Annotated in this window: 15 protein-coding genes; 9 read left to right on the top strand and 6 right to left on the bottom strand. The window is 56.7% G+C overall.

Going from position 1 to position 19095, the window contains the following annotated elements:
* The first annotated feature begins 171 nt into the window (after positions 1 to 171).
* A complete protein-coding gene (locus tag AC0B60_RS09865) occupies positions 172 to 1917 on the top strand; it encodes a T6SS phospholipase effector Tle1-like catalytic domain-containing protein (RefSeq protein WP_465085646.1) in 1746 nt (581 codons plus the stop codon).
* Positions 1914 to 2516 carry a DUF2931 family protein gene (locus AC0B60_RS09860; RefSeq protein WP_465085645.1) on the top strand — a complete coding sequence of 201 codons (603 nt, stop codon included), beginning with the start codon at positions 1914 to 1916 and terminating at the stop codon, positions 2514 to 2516. The genes AC0B60_RS09865 and AC0B60_RS09860 overlap by 4 nt, the downstream gene beginning before the upstream one ends.
* Positions 2517 to 2563: 47 nt before the next feature.
* On the opposite strand, the gene AC0B60_RS09855 is transcribed toward AC0B60_RS09860, so the two are convergent.
* Genes AC0B60_RS09855 through AC0B60_RS09840 form a run of 4 tightly spaced genes read right to left on the bottom strand, consistent with a single transcriptional unit; the run spans position 2564 to position 6289 of the window.
* Positions 2564 to 3367, bottom strand: a complete 804-nt coding sequence (locus tag AC0B60_RS09855) for an ABC transporter permease (RefSeq protein ID WP_465085644.1) — start codon at positions 3365 to 3367, stop codon at positions 2564 to 2566.
* A gap of 2 nt (positions 3368 to 3369) precedes the next feature.
* The gene (locus AC0B60_RS09850; protein WP_465085860.1) at positions 3370 to 4092 is read right to left on the bottom strand and encodes an ABC transporter ATP-binding protein; all 723 of its coding nucleotides are present in this window, start codon (positions 4090 to 4092) and stop codon (positions 3370 to 3372) included.
* 7 nt (positions 4093 to 4099) lie between these two features.
* Positions 4100 to 5074: a YVTN family beta-propeller repeat protein gene (locus AC0B60_RS09845; protein ID WP_465085643.1), complete on the bottom strand. Its 975-nt coding sequence runs from the start codon at positions 5072 to 5074 to the stop codon at positions 4100 to 4102.
* A gap of 42 nt (positions 5075 to 5116) precedes the next feature.
* Positions 5117 to 6289 carry an ABC transporter substrate-binding protein gene (locus AC0B60_RS09840; protein WP_465085642.1) on the bottom strand — a complete coding sequence of 391 codons (1173 nt, stop codon included), beginning with the start codon at positions 6287 to 6289 and terminating at the stop codon, positions 5117 to 5119.
* A 163-nt stretch (positions 6290 to 6452) separates the two neighbouring features.
* On the opposite strand from AC0B60_RS09840, the gene AC0B60_RS09835 reads away from it, so the two are divergent.
* Positions 6453 to 7682, top strand: coding sequence for a sensor histidine kinase (locus tag AC0B60_RS09835; protein WP_465085641.1), 1230 nt, complete (start codon positions 6453 to 6455; stop codon positions 7680 to 7682).
* Positions 7679 to 8335: a response regulator gene (locus AC0B60_RS09830; protein WP_465085640.1), complete on the top strand. Its 657-nt coding sequence runs from the start codon at positions 7679 to 7681 to the stop codon at positions 8333 to 8335. The genes AC0B60_RS09835 and AC0B60_RS09830 overlap by 4 nt, the downstream gene beginning before the upstream one ends.
* A 12-nt stretch (positions 8336 to 8347) precedes the next feature.
* Here AC0B60_RS09830 and AC0B60_RS09825 read toward each other — a convergent pair whose 3' ends face one another.
* Complete coding sequence (locus AC0B60_RS09825; RefSeq protein WP_465085639.1) at positions 8348 to 9001, bottom strand: pentapeptide repeat-containing protein; 654 nt, start codon at positions 8999 to 9001, stop codon at positions 8348 to 8350.
* 69 nt (positions 9002 to 9070) lie between these two features.
* Positions 9071 to 10924 (bottom strand): methanol/ethanol family PQQ-dependent dehydrogenase, encoded by a 1854-nt coding sequence (locus AC0B60_RS09820; RefSeq protein WP_465085638.1) that lies wholly within the window; start codon positions 10922 to 10924, stop codon positions 9071 to 9073.
* A gap of 367 nt (positions 10925 to 11291) precedes the next feature.
* On the opposite strand from AC0B60_RS09820, the gene pedF reads away from it, so the two are divergent.
* The 5 genes from pedF to AC0B60_RS09795 all read left to right on the top strand — a co-directional run bounded on the left by pedF (position 11292) and on the right by AC0B60_RS09795 (position 19082).
* Entirely contained in the window at positions 11292 to 11720 is a 429-nt protein-coding gene (pedF, locus tag AC0B60_RS09815; protein WP_465085637.1) for a cytochrome c-550 PedF, read from the top strand.
* A gap of 77 nt (positions 11721 to 11797) precedes the next feature.
* A complete protein-coding gene (locus AC0B60_RS09810; protein WP_465085636.1) occupies positions 11798 to 12754 on the top strand; it encodes a substrate-binding periplasmic protein in 957 nt (318 codons plus the stop codon).
* Between the two features lie 193 nt (positions 12755 to 12947).
* Positions 12948 to 14723 carry a PQQ-dependent methanol/ethanol family dehydrogenase gene (locus AC0B60_RS09805; protein WP_465085635.1) on the top strand — a complete coding sequence of 592 codons (1776 nt, stop codon included), beginning with the start codon at positions 12948 to 12950 and terminating at the stop codon, positions 14721 to 14723.
* Positions 14724 to 14839: 116 nt separating this feature from the next.
* On the top strand, positions 14840 to 15961 hold the full coding sequence (locus tag AC0B60_RS09800; RefSeq protein ID WP_465085634.1) for an efflux RND transporter periplasmic adaptor subunit: 1122 nt from the start codon (positions 14840 to 14842) through the stop codon (positions 15959 to 15961).
* A gap of 7 nt (positions 15962 to 15968) precedes the next feature.
* Positions 15969 to 19082 (top strand): efflux RND transporter permease subunit, encoded by a 3114-nt coding sequence (locus AC0B60_RS09795; RefSeq protein WP_465085633.1) that lies wholly within the window; start codon positions 15969 to 15971, stop codon positions 19080 to 19082.
* Positions 19083 to 19095 lie beyond the last annotated feature (13 nt).

Below are 19095 nucleotides of genomic sequence, written 5' to 3'. Positions count from 1 at the left end.
GCCCGAACCCGTGACAGTCCTGATCTGGACGAGACGGTCTGCCGGGCGGTTAGTGATAGTAGGGTAATGCTTTTTTATACGGGGTCTGGCAGGCCCCTTTCTCCCGTAGTGAGCTGGCTGCCAGACGATAGCCAACCCGCAGGAGGACGCTGGCGGTTAACCGGTAGCGGAATGAGTTCACCTTACGCCGTCCAAAAGGGCGTAGCAGAGCTGAATGCCTGCAACATTACCCCCGAACAGTTGCGCCAGTACCACCCTCAGGGCATCGGTGGGCTAAGCGTTGGATTATTCTCAGCGAATTATCGTCAATGGCGGCGATCTGAACGGGCGTCGCAAAGTGAGTCGAAAGATCATCGCCTGACCTTACCACTGGGCGCAGCTGCTTCGGTGGCATCTCTGGGTGCTGCGGCCGCACTGGCCCACGAGAAAACCGATTCCTCAAAGGCTGTTCCCCCCAAAGTACACCTGGAAGTTGGGATATTCACCGACGGCACCATGAACAATGCTGCCAATGCTCGGTCGTTCGCTGAGCAATTGGAGCAGGATTGCCTGATGCCCTATGAAAACGATGATATTAGTCGGGAAGAGTGTGAGTGGCGGTTGGCGATGTTGATGGGGGGTAGTTATGGCAATGCGGTTACCAATGTGGCGAAGTTGTGGGACTCCTATCCGGAAAATGTACTTGAGTCAGAGGGTGTCATTACCTACCGACGTTCTGTTTATGCACCCGGCGCCGGCACGAAGACAGGTGACAGTGATGTGCTGTATGGGGCGGCCACAGGTATGGGCGAGGCGGGTGTTGTCCAGCAGGTAAACGAGGCTTTTTCACAACTGGCGTTGCTATTGAGGGAAACCCTACAGGGCAGAGCGATCGACCAGCTAACCGTAGACCTGTTTGGTTTCAGTCGAGGTGCGGCGGCGGCCCGTAATGCCGCCCACGAAATCAATTTGGGGGGGAGTGGCCGACTCGCGCAGGTTCTGGAGGATAACGGTATCTTTTGGCCAGAGCATGTCCAGATCCGTTTTGTCGGGATATTCGACTCCGTGGCTGCGATCGTTAACCCGTTAGCCGGTGACCTGTTGGCTCACAATGACCGCAACTATCCGGTTAAGCTTTACCTAGATCCTGGCAAAGTGGGCCAAGCAGTGCACCTGACCGCGGCCAACGAGCATCGTAAGAACTTTGCCCTTAACAGTCTTAGGGATAGCAGTGGAAGCCTCCCTGTGAACTTCAAAGAGGTCACGCTCCCGGGTGTCCATTCTGATATTGGCGGCGGTTATGGCGATAGTCAGAGAGAAGAAGTGTTCCTCAGCCCAATGCTCCAGGTGCCCAAAAGCCGGATGCTTTGGCCGGAGAAGACAGCACAGTGGGACAATCTTGAGGCCCTGCGTCAGGAGGTGGTCGCGGAAGGTTGGATCGGCCCCTTTTGCCTGCCTGTACAGCAGGCAGATCCGACAAATAGACGTGGTCCCGATGGGTTCGCAGACCTGGAGATCGCCACCCGTCATCATGATCATCCGGCACCGGACGGCCGTGTGGAACTGGGGCTGAGGATGCTTAGACAGGTTCGAGGAGAGTATTCGCGCATACCCTTGAGATTGATGCATCGCCTGGCTGTGAAGCAGGAAGTGCCGCTAGATGAAATTGATCCTACCGAGGAAACTGTATCGGTGCCGGCAGAGCTGGAGCCTATCCTGCAAGAAATTCTGGAACAAGTTAGCGGGGGGTCGGATTCTCCTTCCCTTGACAGGGAGCAGCAAGAACTGCTGCTCCAACGCTATATCCATTACTCAGCACACTTTAACAGTATCGAGACACTAATAGCGGGTTTGCCATCGAAATTTGAGGGTATATACCCTCATGTTCCATCGCTGTCCCGCGAACGTATTGTATACCCACAGATGAAAAGCAAATGATGATTAGCAAGATTTTAGTCACAGGTATAACTGTTCTTACCATTCTGTTCAGCGGCTGTGCCGCATCCGTTAAGGAGGGTGTGCCCTGGAGCATCAGAGTCGCCGCGCCAAAGCATTATGAAGTGTGGGTGAAGGAGATGTTCCTGGAAAAAACCGGCGAGCGTAGTTGGCGCCAGCCGATTGGGTCAGTGGGTTGCTGCTGGCAGGGCGAACGGGGTCCGTCTGGCAAAGGGGCCAGCGTTGATCCTTTCCCTGAGCTTATATTTTTGCATTGGTTTTCCTTCGCCGAGCAGAAATACTACGTCAAGCTGATTGAGGTGCCAGGAGAACTTCAGGAGCGCATGATGGAGCCTGCCTCTTACCATACCCAAATTGACGAGCGCTCTGGCCCGAGGCATTCCATGGTTATCGGTCTGGCTCCTGGAGGTACCGTGGTGGTCTGGATCATGAACCAGATAGGGAATGAGATTGAAGTGATGCGCATGGAGGCATCAGAGGGTCCCGGTGATCCTTCTGACTTTGCAGAGCGCACGAAGGGATACCTAAAACGGAACGGTGACTACCTAAAAGAAAATGGCATTCCAGCGGAAGGTTGGTAGGCCACCAAAAATGAATCCTGGTATCAAGCCTGCTGGACGCCCCGCGCTCAGGCAGGCTTGGTTCCCAGTATCTTTGTCCGTTGTGGCCGAAATCCCGCTGTCGCCAGCAGGGCCAGCACGATCGTTACGCCGGCCGTAATGCCATAGGCTGCCGGATTCCATTCCAGATACAGCGAAAATCGTATCGCCTCTACCGCGTGGGTGAACGGATTGAACTGACAGACCCAGTACAGCCACGGACTGGCTTCGTTCATTTTCCACAGCGGGTACAGCGCCGAAGACATAAAAAACATCGGGAAAATGACAAAATTCATGACCCCTGCAAAGTTCTCCAGTTGCTTGATCCACGTGGCGATTAGCAGGCCTAAAGCACCCAGCATCAGGCTGGTCAGTATCAGGGCTGGTAGTACGGCCAGATATCCCCAAAACGGCGGCTCTACATCCACCAGCAACGCCAGCAGCAGGAACACATACACCTGCCCAACCGACACGACTCCCATCGCCAGCAACTTGGTCACCAACAGGAACGGCCGGGGCAGCGGGCTCATGAGCAGCACCCGCATGCTGCCGAGCTCTCTGTCATACACCATGGAGAGCGCCCCCTGCATGCTATTAAACAGGATGATCATCCCGCACAACCCGGGGGCAATGTAGGTCTCGTAGGTGATGTAGGTCTGGTAGGGCGGAATAATGGAAATGCCCAGCACAGCCCGGAAGCCGGCGGCAAACACCACGAGCCACAGAAGTGGTCGAACCAGGGCGCTGGCAAAGCGGGTGCGCTGCTGCCAGAACCGCAGCCACTCCCGCGTCTGGATGCCGACAAAACAGTGCCAGTATTGGGCAGCTTTCATGACTATCCGGCCCCTGTAAGCGAGTGAAACGTTTCTGTCAGATTCCGGGTGCCTTCCGCTTCGCAGATGTCCTGGCTGGAGCCGTCGGCCAGCAGTTGCCCCTGATGCAGGATCAACACGCGGTCGTCCTGTTGTACCTCCTCAATCAGATGCGTCGCCCACAGCACGGTCAGGCCAGCTCCGTCACACAGAGCGCGCACATGTTCGTTGAGCGCCCTGCGGCTCGCCACGTCCAGGCCAACCGTGGGTTCATCAAGTAGAAGCAGGGATGGCTCGTGCAGCAACGCCCGGGCAATTTCCACGCGCCGCCGGTGGCCGCCGTTCAGATTTCGTACCGGTTCACTCGCCCGTTCCAGCAATTGGAATCGTTCCAGTTCCCTGTCGCCACGATATCGGGCCTCCTTGCGGGACAATCCGTGCAGCGCGGCGTGATACTGCAGGTTCTGGCGAACGGTCAGGTCCAGGTCCAGAGCGTTCTGCTGGAACACCACGCCAATCTGTCGCATGGCCCTGGTGGGTTGCTTTTTCAAAGACTGACCGGCCAACAGAAGTTCGCCCTGCTGGAGCGCCAGAAGCCGGGTTAGCAAACCGAACAGTGTGGACTTGCCGGCGCCGTTAGGGCCCAACAAAGCGTGGAAACGGCCAGAGGTCAGCGTGAAGCCAACCTCCTTGAGCACAGGTTTGTCGCCGTAGCGAAAACTGATGTCGCGGGCTTCAATGGCCATGCTGCTATTACGAAGAGGGATCAATGACCACGCCCCAGGGATAGCGGCCTACCTTGATGGACTTGATTACCTTCAGGTCTTCGACATCGATCACTGAAACGTCCCCGGACACACCGTTGGTGGTGTACAGGTGCTTCTGGTCTTTGTCGAGATCCAGTTGCCAGACGCGGCTTCCCACCAGCAGGTAGTCCAACACTTCATAGGTTTGTGCGTCCACGACGGCAACGTGATTGGACGGGCCGAGGGCTACGAAGGCGTACTTGCCGTCGTTTGTCAGTTCGATACCTACGGGCTGTACCCGGTCCTGGTTAACACCCGGCACTTTGAAGGACATTTCGTGAATCTGTTCGAGGTTGTCCACGTCAATGATGTGCACGGTGCCGCCGATTTCTGCTGAAGCCCAGGCGATCTTGCTGTCTTTGCTGAATTCCACGTGGCGGGGGCGTTGCCCGACCACAATGTTCTTCTCGATCTCGAAGGTCTCGGTGTTGATCCAATGCAGCATGCTGGTGGTTTCACTGGTGTTCACGGCCCATTTACCGTTGGGACTCACCGCCATGCCTTCCGGTTCTATGCCCACGTCAATCTGGGCCAGTACATCCTTGTTGGTAACATCTACAACCGTAACGATGGCGTCGTCTTCGTTGGCGATGTACAGGTGCTTGTTGTTCGGGTGGAGCGAGAATTGCTCTGGGTCTTCACCAGAAGGCAGCGTGTCGACGATCTTGCGGGTGGCCAGATCGAGAACCTGAACGGTGTCGTCGTCACTGGCACAGATATAGAGCTTGGTGTGGTCTTTGGACAGCAGGATGCCCCGCGGGCGGGCGCCAACATCAATGGTGTCGACGACCTCCATGGACTCTGTATCGATGATGGAAAGCGTGTTGTCTTTTTCGTTGGACACGTAAGCGAGGCTGGCCATGGCCGGCGTAGACAGGCCAATGATCGCGGCCAGGGCGGTGTGCTTGAGCAGAGACTTCATAATGTAACTCCTTTTTGTTTTAAAAAGCGTCCGCCAGAGCGGTCAGCCGTTAATTCGACACTTGCTCTCAGGTTTGTCGAAACCGAGCGTATCCATTTCAGTGCGGGGATGCAGAAAGCCCTCAAACGGTGCTCGGGCAACCAGCCCCCTGGGGTGAACCAGGGGAATTGGCTGTCGGAGCTGGCCGTTCCAATTGCGATAAGTCAGCTTGCGTCCCTTGAAGGCGGCAAGCTGGAACTTATCGCTGAACAGGAAACTTCGAATTGCGTTGGGGTTTGCGTCACCTAAATCAGTGACTGCTGTGCCGATGGAGCGAATGGCCGCCCAAGCGGCGTAATCCTCGCCATTCATGTCGCGCCCAGCCAGGTCACGGAAGCGATTCTGGAGTTGAGCGGCCCCCCAGCTTTCCACCACCCGATGCCAGGTGACGGGTGACATCCCCTGAGTGCCGACGACGGGTCGCGGCAGCCAGGTATTGAACGGGACGTACTCCCCGAAATCGCCTCGAACATCAGCGACCACGACGGCATCGTAATCGCTGGCCTGGGTAAACAACGGCAGTTCCTTGGAGGCGGTGCGGCGAAGGTCGGCGTCAAACGTCCATGGTTTGTCTTCGATAAACTCCAGGCCAAAACGCTTAGCCGAGCGGCGGAAGGCATCGGCCCAACCCTTGTCGGCTTCGGTGGGCCCGGTAATCATGAATATTTCCCGCCAGCGACGTTGGTTCAGCCACTGTGCCAGTGCGTCAGTCAGCATGGCGTAGCTGGGCATGGTGTGAAGCAGGTTGGCGTTGCATTCGCTGGTTCGAAGCTCGTCTGCTTTCGACCCAGCGTTGAACAGAACCACGTCTTTGCCCGCTTTTGCGAGCATTCTCTTCAGAGTCTGTGCGGGAGCGTTCACCACGAACAGGCCGATACCGGACTCGCGAAGTTGGTCGAAGGAAGCCATTGCTTCAGCTTCCGAATCGGCAATTCTGCTGTCCAGGGAGTAGGTTTGCCCGAGAAACTTCCCGGTGGTGCTGTTGTCCTGCATGCCCAGCTCTGCGCCTTTCAGGCCAGCGTCTTCCGGCTCCGGGAGGACGTTGGACAGTACCGGGCCCTGATCTGGAAGCCATTGCAGATACCCGATACGTACCTCAAGGGCGTCTGCTTTCAACGGGGCCGCGCTGAGGATAACTGCCAGTATTGCGGTTGCAGTCCTGAACAAAAGAGACATGAAGTTCTCCGGTTTGTTGTTGTACTTCCAGCTTAGAGAAGGGAAAAAGTCCCGGAAATATTCAGAAAGTAGGAAAGTGGCGGTACTAAAGAACTATTCCGGTGAGAAATGGGGCGTTTAGCATGGTTGTATAGGTGCCAAAGCCTCTGACTGGACAACAATAATGACGGCTTACCGGAAAATTTCCCTGACCATGCTGGTGGTGTTTGTTGCCGTGTATCTGTTGGGTGCTGGGTTATACATCGGGCAGTCGCGGTACGACGTTCAACGGGAACTCATCGGCGTGTCGGGGCTGGCGAGAAGCCTGGGTAATCCCCAAAGCCTGCCGGATAATGTGGTTGAGAATATTCGACATATAAGGCCAGTGGAGGGCAAGGCAGAGAACAGTGGGCATGTACCTTCCTGGTTTTCGTCCATGGTGTCAGGGCAGGTGTCTTTTCCTTCGGTCAATGGCTGGCGGATTGATCCTGCTGACGAGGTAGAGGAAATCTGGGAAGGCTTCCTGCTGATTTCGTTTTCCTACGCAGTAGGGATGGTTTTGTGCTTCATGGCACTCTACGGGATGGTCAGACAGGGGCTGCGGCCACTGGTTTCATTGGCCAGCGCCCTGGAAGCGGTGGCCGGAGGGAAGCTGACCTCCAGGTTGCCACGACAGAGTATCAGGGAGCTGGATATGCTGGCCGGTCGGTTCAATGAGATGGCCACAGCGCTGGAAAAGGAACAGAAAACCGTCAGCCACCTGCTGAACGAACTGCTGCAGTTACAGGATCGGGAGCGATCGCATATCGCCCGTGTCTTGCATGATGATCTGGGGCAGTATCTTACCGGTATCCGTGCGCAGGCGCGGAGCTGGGTGTACGACCCCGAATTGAACGAGCAGCAGAAACAACAGGCAAAAGACCTGGCGGGGCATTGCGAAACTGTACAACAGCATTTCCGTCATTTGTTGCAGGACCTGCACCCGTTGGTGATGGAGCAACTGGGCTTGGGCAGCGCCATCCGGCATCTGGCGGAACAGTGGCAACAGTTGAGCGGGTTGGAGTGTCGCCTTGATATGGATACCCGACTCCCACAACTCACCGGTGAACAGCAGACGCATCTTTATCGTTTCCTTCAGGAGGCGCTGAACAACATTTCCCGCCATGCCAGCGCCAGTTGCGCAACCCTCGCGGTGGCTCAACATAGCGATGGGCTGCGGATTGATATCCGGGACGATGGTGCCGGAGCAGAGAACTTTCCCGAGAAGGCCGGTCTGGGCGTTCGCTCCATGCGTGAGCGGGCGCGATGCCTCGGCGGACAGGTGCAGTTTTCCAGCAGGGTGGGTGAGGGCACACGAATACATCTTGCGGTGCCTTTGTCTGAATCCATGTCAGCACCAGGAGGTGCCGTATGAAACTGATGATTGTTGATGATCACCAGGTTGTGCGTCAGGGAATTGCGAACCTGTTGAGGTCGATGATTCCCGCCGTCGCCATTGTCGAAGTCGAAACCGGGCAGGAAGCCGTTGCCCGTTATGCAGATCTTCAGCCGAATGTGGTGTTGCTGGACATGGGGCTGCCGGACATATCGGGATTGGAAGTCGGTCGTCGACTTCGTCAACGCTGGCGCAGCGCCGCCATTCTGTTCTTTACCATGCATGATGAGTTACCGATGGTACGTCAGGCCCTGGACGTTGGTGGGCTGGGATTTGTATCCAAGAGTTGCGCCCCGGAGGAATTGGCAGAGGCGGTCAAACGGGTGGCTGCAGGCCAACCTTATATAGAGCACCCGATAGCAACACGCCTGGCCATGAATCAGGAAAGACCGGTGGACCACCGCCTACGCGATATGACCCAGCGTGAAATGGAAGTTCTGCTGATGTATGCCCGGGGTGAGAGTGTCCCGGGTATTGCCGGGCGCCTCTGTGTCAGCAATAAAACGGTTTCCAATCATTTGGCTGTATTGAAAAGCAAGCTGCAGGTATCTTCGTCGGTGGAGTTGATTCACCTGGCTGTGGACGCTGGCCTAATTCGATACGGTCAGTTGGGAGAGGGTCAGCGGGTGTGAACCCGCCCACCATCACCAATCGAAAGGACAGTCCGTGCAGCCCTCCATGTAGGTGCCCTCGAACGTCGCGTAGTGTATCCGGGTTCCGGTGAGATTGGCGTTGGACAGATTAGCCAGCCCAAGTTTGGCTTCCTGAAGGTTGGCGCCCAGAAGGTTGGCTCCGTTCAGGTCAGCTTTTGGCAACCATGAGATTTCGAAACTGCTGAAGGCGAGATTGGTGCGCTGTAATGAAGCTCCCGAGAACCGCGAAAAATCGAAATTGGCCCCCGTCAGATTCGCGCCGCTGAAGTCGGCCCCCTGGGCGAACAGGTATTGTCCCTGCATGCCCTGAAGGTCTGCGTTTTTCAGCGATACTCCTCTCATGCTTGCGCGGTAGGCCTGCAAACGATAGCCAATGGCATTGTCCAAATTTGCTCCATCCAGATTGGCGCTTCTGAGGCTGGTATGGCTCAGATTGGCTCCCTCAAGGTTGGCGCCTTTGAAGTTCGCGGATCGGAGGTCCATGTTGGACAGATCGGCGCCCTGAAGATCTGCTCCGGGGCATTGAGCCTGGCGCTCAAGAACACAGCCGTTGATTGTGGGGGCCAGGTCCTGGCCCGCCATGTAATCACCGGCGAGAGACTGTGAACACAAAACCATCATGGATGCAGTAACAGCGAATTTCATGGTAGTCACTCCCCAATAGATACTGGAAAAAGGGGCCCGGCATGAAGCCGGGCCCAGGTCGGAGATTGGTTAGCGGGAAGCCTGTGCCCAGGAGGGCATCTTGAACACCCAGAATGAGCCGCCCTGAGAAATGGGCTTGGTCAGTTCGGCCATGTCGCCGCCCCACAATGGCACCGCGCCGCCGTAACCCGAGGCAACGCCGATGTACTGCTCACCGTCCATCTCCCAGGTAATCGGGGACGAAATGATTCCGGAGCCGGTCTGGAATTTCCAGAGCTCTTCACCGGTTTCGGCGTCAAATGCCTTGAGGAACCCGTCACCCGTGCCTGTGAAAACCAGTCCACCCTTGGTGGTAAGCACACCCGCCCACAGGGGCATGTTTTCCTTGTGCTCCCATTCAATCTCGCCGGTGATAGGGTTCATGGCCCGGAGAATGCCGACATGGTCGTCGTACATGCGTTTAATGCGGAATCCCTGGCCCAGGTATGCCGCGCCTTTTTTGTAGGTGACTTCTTCCGTCCAGTAATCCTCTTTCCAGTGGTTGGCGGGCACATAGAACAGGCCGGTATCCTGGCTGTAGGCCATGGGGTTCCAGTTTTTTCCGCCGAGGAAGGGTGGTGAAACTTCGATGGATTCACCTCGGGTTTCGCCTTCGGCCACGGGTGGTGGGCGCTGTCCTTCCACTTCGAGCGGACGACCGTCCTCACCAATACCTTCAGCCCAGGTAATATTGTCCACGAATGGGAAGCCTTTCTTGAAATCGCCGTTGGTGCGATCAACGACATAGAAGAATCCGTTGCGATCGGCGTGGGCCGTTGCTTTTACGGTTTCGCCGTCTTCGTCGTACTCAAAAAGAACCAGTTCGTTGTTACCAGAGAAGTCCCAGGCATCGTTAGGTGTGTGCTGGTAGAACCATTTTACTTCGCCGGTGGATGGGTCTACCCCCACCTGTCCGGACGTGTAGAGGTTATCGTAGTCGGCGGGATCACCACCGGGTGACGTGCGTTTCCAGGTATTCCACGGAGCGGGGTTACCGGCACCGATGATGATGGTATTGGTATCGGCATCGAAACTGGCGCTTTGCCAGGGAGCGCCGCCACCGTGGCTCCAGGCTTCGACCTTACCGGTTTCGGTATTGGGATCGTCGGGCCAGCTTGGTGCACGGGGATCGCCCGTAGGTGTGCTTTTCTCGCCATTCAGGCGGCCATAATGCCCTTCCACGAACGGGCGCATCCAGATTTCTTCGCCGGTATCGGGGTCGCGTGCAAACAATTTTCCGACAACGCCAAACTCATCCCCGGAGGACCCGTGAATCAGCAGAACCTTGCCGGACTTCTGGTCTTTTACCAGGGTTGGAGCTCCTGTCATGGTGTAGCCCGCTTCGTGGTCGGCGAATTTCTCCCGCCAGGCCACCTTGCCGGTGTCCTTGTTCAGGGCAACGATGCCAGCGTCAAGGGTGCCGAAGAATACTTTGTCGCCGAAGATGGCTGCCCCCCGGTTGACCACGTCGCAGCACGGGCGGATGCCCTCTGGCAGCCGATGATTGTACTCCCAGAGTTTGTCTCCGGTTTTGGCGTCCAGGGCGTAGAGCCTGGAATAGGAGCCGGTGATATAAATAACGCCATCGTGAATCAGTGCCTGGGATTCCTGGCCCCGCTGCTTTTCGTCACCGAATGAGAACGACCAGGCTGGAACCAGGCGTTCGACGTTTTCGCGATTAACAGTCGTTATCGGGCTATAGCGCTGTGCCTTGGGGCCAATGCCGTAGCCAAGTACGTTCTCTGTGGTTTCCGCGTCGTTGGCAATGTCGTCCCAGGTCACGTCTTTGGCGTGCACCTGAAGTGATAGTGCGGCTGATGAACCCAGCATCAGTGCCAGGCTGATCCCCCGTATAAGCGGATGCTTTTCTTTGGTGGTTTTCATACGTGTTCCCCTTGGTTTTTGTTGTGACTAACGCCCTGCTTTCGACGTCGACGCACTGAGTATTAGCCGCGTGGACAACGCCAGGCGACGGAAATAACCATGCTGGATCCGGGAAAAAGCCATAAAAAGCCGGGAAAATATCCCGATTAATGCGCTTGTGGCTGAGAAACGGGAAGTTTTCAGGTACCGCTTCGCTCTCTCGTGCTTTGGCCTTCGCTCTCTGCGTCTACTACCAAGGAACTATGCCAAAACCCCCAAAGTGGCATTCGGATTAGACGGTGCGGTTCCTAGACTGGGAATAAGCACATTGGCGCCTGACAACACCAACAGCCAATGGATGAGGAATCAAATAACAGAGGTACCAACGATGACCACGTCCTTTTCACTTCACACGCTGCTGGCAGCTGCACTTTTTGGGGTTGCTGGTCTGGTAATGGCTCACGGTAACGTGACTCCACAGGAGGTGGACACTGGTGACCTGCCCGAACTGGGGGGCGAAGTACGATTGGAGAATCCGTTTCGCGAAGGCAATGAGTATGGCAAGCACAATGCCCAGGCCGTTGAGGTTGGTGAGAGTGCGTACGCCGGCAACTGCGCTGGCTGCCATGGCATCCGCGCCATGTCGGGGGGGCTGACGCCCGACCTGCGGGAACTGACTGAGTGGGATGACGAGTATTACGTCACCCGGGTGCTGAACGGCACAGACCGGGGCATGCCTGCCTGGAAGAAAACACTGGATCAAAACGCCATATGGGCCATTCGAACATATGTGGAGTCTCTGCCTAAGCCGGAATGATCTGCTCGGAGGATCTTCACACTAAGCCTGTATTCGGGCCGGCCATGTGCCGGCCTGACGTCGTTGGGGAGAAAACAATGAAAACCCTGTTCCGTATTGTTGTACTGATGCTGTTTTTCCAAGTGGTCCCGGCGCAGGAAGTGGACGACGGTGATCCGATACTGAATCGTCCGGCAGAGCGCACCTACGACATCATCCTCGAGTCCGGATACCTGAAAGTCGGCGTCTATGAAAACTTCCCACCGTATTCTTATGCGGTGAATGGAGAAGCCAGAGGCATCGACGTGGAAGTGGGCAAGCAGATTGCCGAGGCAATGGGCGTTGAATTCCGGGTGCACTGGATTGTGCCGGATGAAAACCTGGGCGATGACCTGCGCAACAACGTCTGGAAAGGGCATTACCTGGCCAAGCGCAGGCTGGCAGATGTGATGATGCGTGTGCCCTATGACAAACAATATGCCTATATGCAAGATTCCACCGGGGAGTACATCAACGAACAGGTGGTGCTGTTCGGCCCCTATCAGCAGGAAACCTGGCAAATTGCCTTCAATCCCGAAAAAATTGACGGCGTCGACACTGTCGCCAAGTTCCAGTACCACCCGATCGGTGTGGAAATTGACACTCTTCCTGATTTCTACCTGAGTTCCGGTTTACAGGGCAGGATGCGCGACCAGGTTCGACACTTTCCCAGCGTACACAAAGCGTTTGAGGCCATGCGCGACGGTTCGGTCAGTGCTGTGATGGGCATGCGTGCCGAGATCGATCACGAGTTGGGCCGTCCTGAATATGCTGAGTTTCAGCTGGCGGGCAATGGCTTTCCCGGTATTGGCAAGCAGGTTTGGGATGTGGGGATGGCCATCAAGCACACCCATCGTCAGTTGGGTTATGCCATAGAAGCCATCATGGGCGACCTGGTGAAATCCGGTGAATTGCAGGCGCTGTTTGCGGAGCTCGGTCTTAAATACAGTGTGCCCCAATACTACCGTGAATTTCTCAGTGAAGAGGCCGTGGCAAAAGCGGAAGGCAAGCTCTGATCTCGACTGTGAAGCTCTCACAAGTTTTGTTTTTTGGAGGTAGTAATACCAAGTGATGAGAAAACCAGTGCCGGGGAGTAATTGTTGGTTTTGCTCCCAGAGCGAAGAATCTCATCAGAGGCGGGAAAAGTTCCCGGTTCATCCTGAAACAAAAACGATAGCACCGAAAACAAGAGACTTGGAGAGCGCAACCATGACATCGAACAAGTTCGGGATTCGCATTGCGGCCAGTGCCCTGGCACTGGCGGTATCGTACGGGGCCCATGCGGTCACCGACGAAGACATCATGAACGATCACAAAACGCCGGGCGATATCGTCAGTTACGGCATGGGCACCCAGGGCCAGCGCTTCAGCATCCTGGAAGACCTTAACACCAGTAACATTCAATACCTTCAGCCAGCCTGGGCGTTCTCGTTTGGCAGCGAGAAAATGCGCGGCCAGGAGTCGCAGCCATTGATCAAGGATGGGGTAATGTATGTGACCGCCTCCTATTCCCGTGTTTACGCCATTGACGCCAGAACCGGCGAGGAAATCTGGCAGTACGACGCGCGTCTGCCCGACGGCATCATGCCCTGTTGCGACGTTGTTAACCGCGGCGTTGCTCTGTACGACGACAAGGTTATTGTCGGCACTCTCGATGCCAAACTCGTCGCTTTGAACAAAGACACCGGCAAACCCATGTGGATCAAGAAGGTCGCCGACTACCAGGCGGGTTATGCCATTACTGCCGCGCCTATCGTAGTGAAGGGCAAAGTGATTACCGGCGTTTCCGGTGGTGAGTTCGGTATTGTCGGCAAGGTGGAAGCCTACGACGCTAATACCGGTGAGCTGGTGTGGATGCGCCCGACTGTTGAAGGTCACATGGGGTATGTTTATAAAGACGGCAAGAAGATCGAAAACGGTATATCCGGCGGCAAAGCGGGTAAAACCTGGCCAGGTGATATGTGGAAAAACGGTGGTGCAGCGACATGGTTGGGCGGTACCTACGATCAGGATACCGATTCGCTGTTCTTCGGAACCGGTAACCCGGCACCCTGGAATTCGCACCTTCGTCCCGGTGACAATCTGTTCTCTTCTTCGCGGGTAGCGATTGATCCGGATGATGGCAGCATCAAATGGCACTTCCAGACCACACCCCACGATGGCTGGGACTATGACGGTGTAAATGAACTGATCTCGTTCGACTATAAAGAGAATGGAAAAACCGTGAAAGCAGCGGCGACTGCCGACCGTAACGGCTTCTTCTACGTTCTGAATCGTGAGAATGGCGACTTCGTTCGCGGCTTCCCATTCGTGGACAAGATCACCTGGGCTGAAGGCCTTGATCCGAAGACCGGTCGTCCGATCTTCAAGGACGGTGGCCGCCCAGGCGATCCTTCCGCCATGGAAGGAAGCAAGGGTGAAGTGGTTGTTGCCCAGCCGGCCTTCCTTGGTGGCAAGAACTGGATGCCCATGGCCTACAGCCAGGACACCGGCCTTTTCTATGTACCATCCAATGAATGGTCGATGGATATCTGGAACGAGCCGGTGTCCTATAAAAAAGGCGCGGCCTTCCTGGGCGCAGGCTTCACGATCAAGCCAGCTAATGACGATTACATCGGCGTACTCCGCGCCATGGACCCGAAGACCGGCAAGGAAGTCTGGCGATATGAAAACACCGCTCCGCTGTGGGGTGGTGTGATGACAACCGCTGGCAATCTGGTCTTTACCGGCACGCCTGAAGGCTATCTCAAAGCCTTCGATGCCAAGACCGGCGAAGAGCTGTACAAGTTCAACACCGGTTCCGGCGTCGTGGGTACGCCTGTCACCTGGACCATGGACGGCGAGCAGTATGTCTCCGTGGCCTCCGGCTGGGGCGGGGCAGTTCCGCTCTGGGGCGGTGAAGTGGCGAAGGTGGTGAAGGACTTCAACCAGGGTGGTATGGTCTGGACGTTCAAGCTGCCGAAGGATCGTGTTGCGAGCAACTGATCCCTGGAGTTTACCGACTCGGTATCGGGTCTAGAAGGGGCTGCCGGAAGGCAGCCCCTTTTTTCATGGTACATCCTTCCAGTTTTAATCAAATGATTATACGATGCCTTAATCAGATGATTAAACAGGGGTGGCTTGTGGTGCTGGTAATCATTTTTGCGGTGCTGATACTGGCCGGCTGCTCGCCGGCGTCTGAACCACTGGATACCTCGTCTCCGCCACGGCTAGTGGACGTGGCAAATGTAGAGCCGGCTGAATCGATGTCCTGGATGACCTTGCCGGGCCGGGTGGAATCAAGCCGAAGAACCACGCTGAGCTTTGAAGTATCTGGCCAGGTGGAGTATCTGGCCCTGGATGTTGGCAATGCCTTTCAGCGTGGCGATACCCTTGCAAGGTTGAATGGGGAGCGCTATCAACTGACGTATGAACGCAGCCAGGCGGCAGAGTTGGAAGCCAGGACAGACCTTGCTGACGCTCAGCGCGAGCTACGGCGGCTGACAAGGCTGCGCCAGGGCGGGCATACCAGTGAAGCTACCCTGGAAAACGCAGAGGCAGCCGTGGTTGGCGCTAGGGCCAGGGTGGACTCCGCCGTCGCGTCCCGGAAACTGGCAGCGCGGGATCTGGAACAGACAAGCCTGCAGGCACCGTTCGATGGCACTGTGGCACGCAGGCACGCTGAACCCGGGCAAAGAGTGGCGGCCAACGAGGTCATCTTCAACCTTGTTTCAAGTGGCGACGGTTTTGACGTGTTGACCCGGGTGCCGGAGAACGTCATCGGGCAGGTTCAGACAGAACGCCTCCAGTCAGTGTCAGTGCCCGCACTGGACGGCGCACAGACGACCGCGCGGGTAACACACATTGGTAGTCACGCCGCTGACGGAAATGATTACCCGGTTATCCTCCGTATGACGGAGCCCATGGCAGGACTTCGTTCTGGTATGACCGCTGAAGTTTCCTTCGAAATAGCGGCCGATAGCATGACCGCGTCGGTTGACTCCTTTCGTGTGCCCCTGACGTCCCTGTTATACCCAGTCCTGGGTGAGCCCCGGGTTCTGCGGCTTGATGACGCCAACCAACTGGTCTCCGTGCCGGTGAAAGTACTCTCGGTAGCAGACGGCGAGGCGGCGGTCACCGGGGACCTGCAGGTGGGGCAGAAAGTTGTCGCGCGCGGTGTCGAGTTTGTCTCGATAGGTGACCGCGTCAGCATTCTGGGCCAGGGCCCACAACGGTTCCATTGAGGTGGCCATGAACCTCTCCCAGCTCGCGTTCCGTTACCGTCCGGTTGTCCTGTTGGCCACCGTGGCCGCCATGCTCTTTGGCGCGTTCAGCTACGTCTCGCTTCCCACCAGGGAAGATCCCAGTATTACCGTCCGCGAGGCGGTGGTCAGTACCCGTTTTGCTGGCTTACCCGCCGAGCAGGTCGAGGAATGGATTACCAAGCCGCTGGAAACCCGGATTCGTGAGGTTGCCGAGGTGGAGCATATCCGGTCCACCTCGATGCGGGGGCAGTCACTGATTCATGTTGAGATTCAGGATCGCTACTTCGATCTGGCTCAGATCTGGGATGACGTGCGCCAGAAGGTGGAGAGTGCCCGCAGTCAATTACCGGAGGGGACTGAGGCGCCAGTCGTCAATGACGATTTCGGTAATGTGGCCGTGGTCACTGCTGCGCTCACCTCAGATCAGTTCAGCCAGGCTGAACAACTGCAGGTTGCCGAACATGTGCGCGCCCGCATCTATGGTGTGGAGGGAACCCGCAAGGTGGAGTTGCACGGTGTGCAGGCGGAACGCATCTACATTGATGTCAGTGAATCCCGCCTGGCCAATCTTGGGCTGACGCCGGTTCAGTTGGCCTCACAGCTTAGTGATCGAAACGTTATCTCACCGGCGGGCGTTATGGAATCCGGAGAGCAGCGGCTGGCATTGCATGTGTCGGGTTCGTTTCCGGACTTGGAAGCCCTGCGGGCATCGGACATTCGGTTGCCCGATGGTGGCTCCCTTCGCCTGGCGGATCTTGGAGCGGTCAATCGGGGATACCTGGATCCTCCCGCTAACACCGCTTACCACAATGGCAAGCGTGCAATTGTATTTGCCATCTCCATGGCTGATGGCTATAGCGTCCTTGATTACGGCGAAGCCGTAAGGGCTCGCTTGGACAACATCGGGGCCAGCCTGCCGGCGGGCTATAATCTGGACATCATGACGTTCCAGGCGGACCAGGTGGCCAATGCGGTCTATGGCGTCAGCCTCAGTGTGATACAGACCCTGGCTATTGTTCTGGCGGTTGTGGTTCTGTTTCTGGGCATTCGCACCGGCCTGATAGTCGGCTCAACGGTACCGGCAGTCATGCTCGTAACCCTGGCATTGATGGGGCTCTTCGACATGACGTTGCAGCGCATGAGCCTCGCAACCCTCGTCATCGCGTTGGGGCTTCTGGTGGACAACGCGATCGTCGTTGCCGAGGACTTCAAAGTCCGCCTGGCGGAGGGTAAGTCTCGTGACTTGGCGCTGAAACAGACTGGGGGTGAACTGGCCATGCCCCTGTTGTCCTCCACGCTGACCACCATTCTGGTCTTCCTGCCACTGATGTTGGCGGAACATGTCTCGGGTGAATATACCCGGTCCATATCAATAGTGATTGCCCTGTCGTTGCTGACGTCCTGGCTGCTGTCGATGACAGTGGTGCCGATATGGTGTCACCGCTTCATGCAACGCCCCGCTGATGATTCCGGTAGCAGTGCACATCAGCAACAAACCGGGCCGGCAGCATTATCCGAGCGCCTGTTCCGGGCTATGTCCAGTAGGTATGAAGTAGTGCTCAGACGCTGCCTGCGGCATCGGCCGTTATTCCTGATAGTGGTGGTGGCTTTGCTGTTGCTGGGTATTGGATTGATGCAGGTGGTGCCCAAGAAGTTCTTTCCCGATTCAGACCGGCATCAGGTATTGGTCTACCTGGATCTGCCATCTGACAGTGCCTCCTCCGCAACGGACCGGCAGGTGCAGGCGGTCAGCCGGTCGCTCACCGAATCTCTGGGCGACAAGCTGACGGGTGTGGCGGCCTACGCCGGATTCGGTGGTCCCAGGTTCGTGTTGTCACTCACCCCCATCGATCCGGCGCCGAATAAAGGCTTCCTGGTGTTGAACGTGAAAAAGAGGGATCAGATGGCGTCGGTGATGACAGCGGCGCGACAACTGCTGGCTAAGGAATTTCCGCAACTGTCCTCCCAGGTCACCCGGATGTTCCTCGGGCCTTCAGATTCCAACCTGCTGGAGATTCTGGTCAAGGGGCCGGACCGGGAGGTGCTGTACGATACTGCGGCAAAGGTGGAGGCAGAACTCCGCGCTATGCCGGGGGCCAGGGACGTGCGTCAGAGCTGGGAAGCACGCATACCGTCATTGCGTATCGAGGTTAACCAGGCACAAGCGGATCGCGCCGGCGTCACCTCTGCCGATATTGCCAACTCGCTGAAAGGGGCCATTGATGGCTATCAACTGAGCCAGTTACGCCAGGGCGACACCCTGGTGCCCATTGTGTTGCGTTACCCGCCTGAAGTGAAATCCCGATTGGAGCGCCTGAAATCGCTGGTGGTCTACCCGCTGAACGACCCTGGTGAGGGTGTTCCCCTGAACCAGGTGGCGACAATCGGGCTGGACGATGGCTACTACCGGATCGACCGGCACAATCTGGTTCGCGCCATTACCATCGAAGGACGAAACGATGCTTTGACCGCCGAGGACATGGTGCCTCGCATTACCCCAACACTGAGATCCCTGGAGGCCTCTTTGCCGCCAGGCCATTGGATTGAGTTTGACGGCGTGGTGGTGCAGTCCGCCGAAGGGCAGGCCTCGATGCAAGCCAACCTGCCATTGTGCCTGGGGTTGATCCTGATCCTGCTGGTGGCCCAGTTCAATTCCTACAAGCGCCCGCTGCTGATCGTGGTCACCATTCCCCTGGTGATACTGGGCGTATCGATGGGCCTATTGGCATTGCGGGCGGATTTCGGGTTCATGGTTCTTTTGGGGATCTACAGCCTGGCCGGCATTATCATCAATAATGCCATCGTGCTGATCGAACGAATCGACCGGGAACGTCGTGACGAGGGGCATTCCCTGCAGGAGGCCGTTGTCCGCGCCTCTGTTCGACGGCTCAGGCCCATTGTCATGTCGGCTGCCACCACCATCCTCGGGCTGTTGCCGCTGATTGTGGGTAAAGACCCATTATTCTATGCCATGGCCAGCGCCATGGCCTTTGGTTTGGGCCTGGGAACCTTGATGAGTCTGGGCGTGGTGCCGGTGCTGTACACCTACTTTTTTGCCCGCGAATCAGGGAAGATGCCTTATGCAACCGAGACAACATAGTGCATTTGGAGAG

It is taken from the genome of Marinobacter sp. V34, from assembly GCF_055524115.1.
This window is presented reverse-complemented; position numbering and strand designations above follow the sequence as displayed.

Coding starts and splice junctions, on each gene's coding strand:
- AC0B60_RS09865 (WP_465085646.1), top strand. CDS start 172: ATGAGTTCACCTTACGCCGTCCAAAAGGGCGTAGCAGAGCTGAATGCC.
- AC0B60_RS09860 (WP_465085645.1), top strand. CDS start 1,914: ATGATGATTAGCAAGATTTTAGTCACAGGTATAACTGTTCTTACCATT.
- AC0B60_RS09855 (WP_465085644.1), bottom strand. CDS start 3,367: ATGAAAGCTGCCCAATACTGGCACTGTTTTGTCGGCATCCAGACGCGG.
- AC0B60_RS09850 (WP_465085860.1), bottom strand. CDS start 4,092: ATGGCCATTGAAGCCCGCGACATCAGTTTTCGCTACGGCGACAAACCT.
- AC0B60_RS09845 (WP_465085643.1), bottom strand. CDS start 5,074: ATGAAGTCTCTGCTCAAGCACACCGCCCTGGCCGCGATCATTGGCCTG.
- AC0B60_RS09840 (WP_465085642.1), bottom strand. CDS start 6,289: ATGTCTCTTTTGTTCAGGACTGCAACCGCAATACTGGCAGTTATCCTC.
- AC0B60_RS09835 (WP_465085641.1), top strand. CDS start 6,453: ATGACGGCTTACCGGAAAATTTCCCTGACCATGCTGGTGGTGTTTGTT.
- AC0B60_RS09830 (WP_465085640.1), top strand. CDS start 7,679: ATGAAACTGATGATTGTTGATGATCACCAGGTTGTGCGTCAGGGAATT.
- AC0B60_RS09825 (WP_465085639.1), bottom strand. CDS start 9,001: ATGAAATTCGCTGTTACTGCATCCATGATGGTTTTGTGTTCACAGTCT.
- AC0B60_RS09820 (WP_465085638.1), bottom strand. CDS start 10,924: ATGAAAACCACCAAAGAAAAGCATCCGCTTATACGGGGGATCAGCCTG.
- pedF (WP_465085637.1), top strand. CDS start 11,292: ATGACCACGTCCTTTTCACTTCACACGCTGCTGGCAGCTGCACTTTTT.
- AC0B60_RS09810 (WP_465085636.1), top strand. CDS start 11,798: ATGAAAACCCTGTTCCGTATTGTTGTACTGATGCTGTTTTTCCAAGTG.
- AC0B60_RS09805 (WP_465085635.1), top strand. CDS start 12,948: ATGACATCGAACAAGTTCGGGATTCGCATTGCGGCCAGTGCCCTGGCA.
- AC0B60_RS09800 (WP_465085634.1), top strand. CDS start 14,840: ATGATTAAACAGGGGTGGCTTGTGGTGCTGGTAATCATTTTTGCGGTG.
- AC0B60_RS09795 (WP_465085633.1), top strand. CDS start 15,969: ATGAACCTCTCCCAGCTCGCGTTCCGTTACCGTCCGGTTGTCCTGTTG.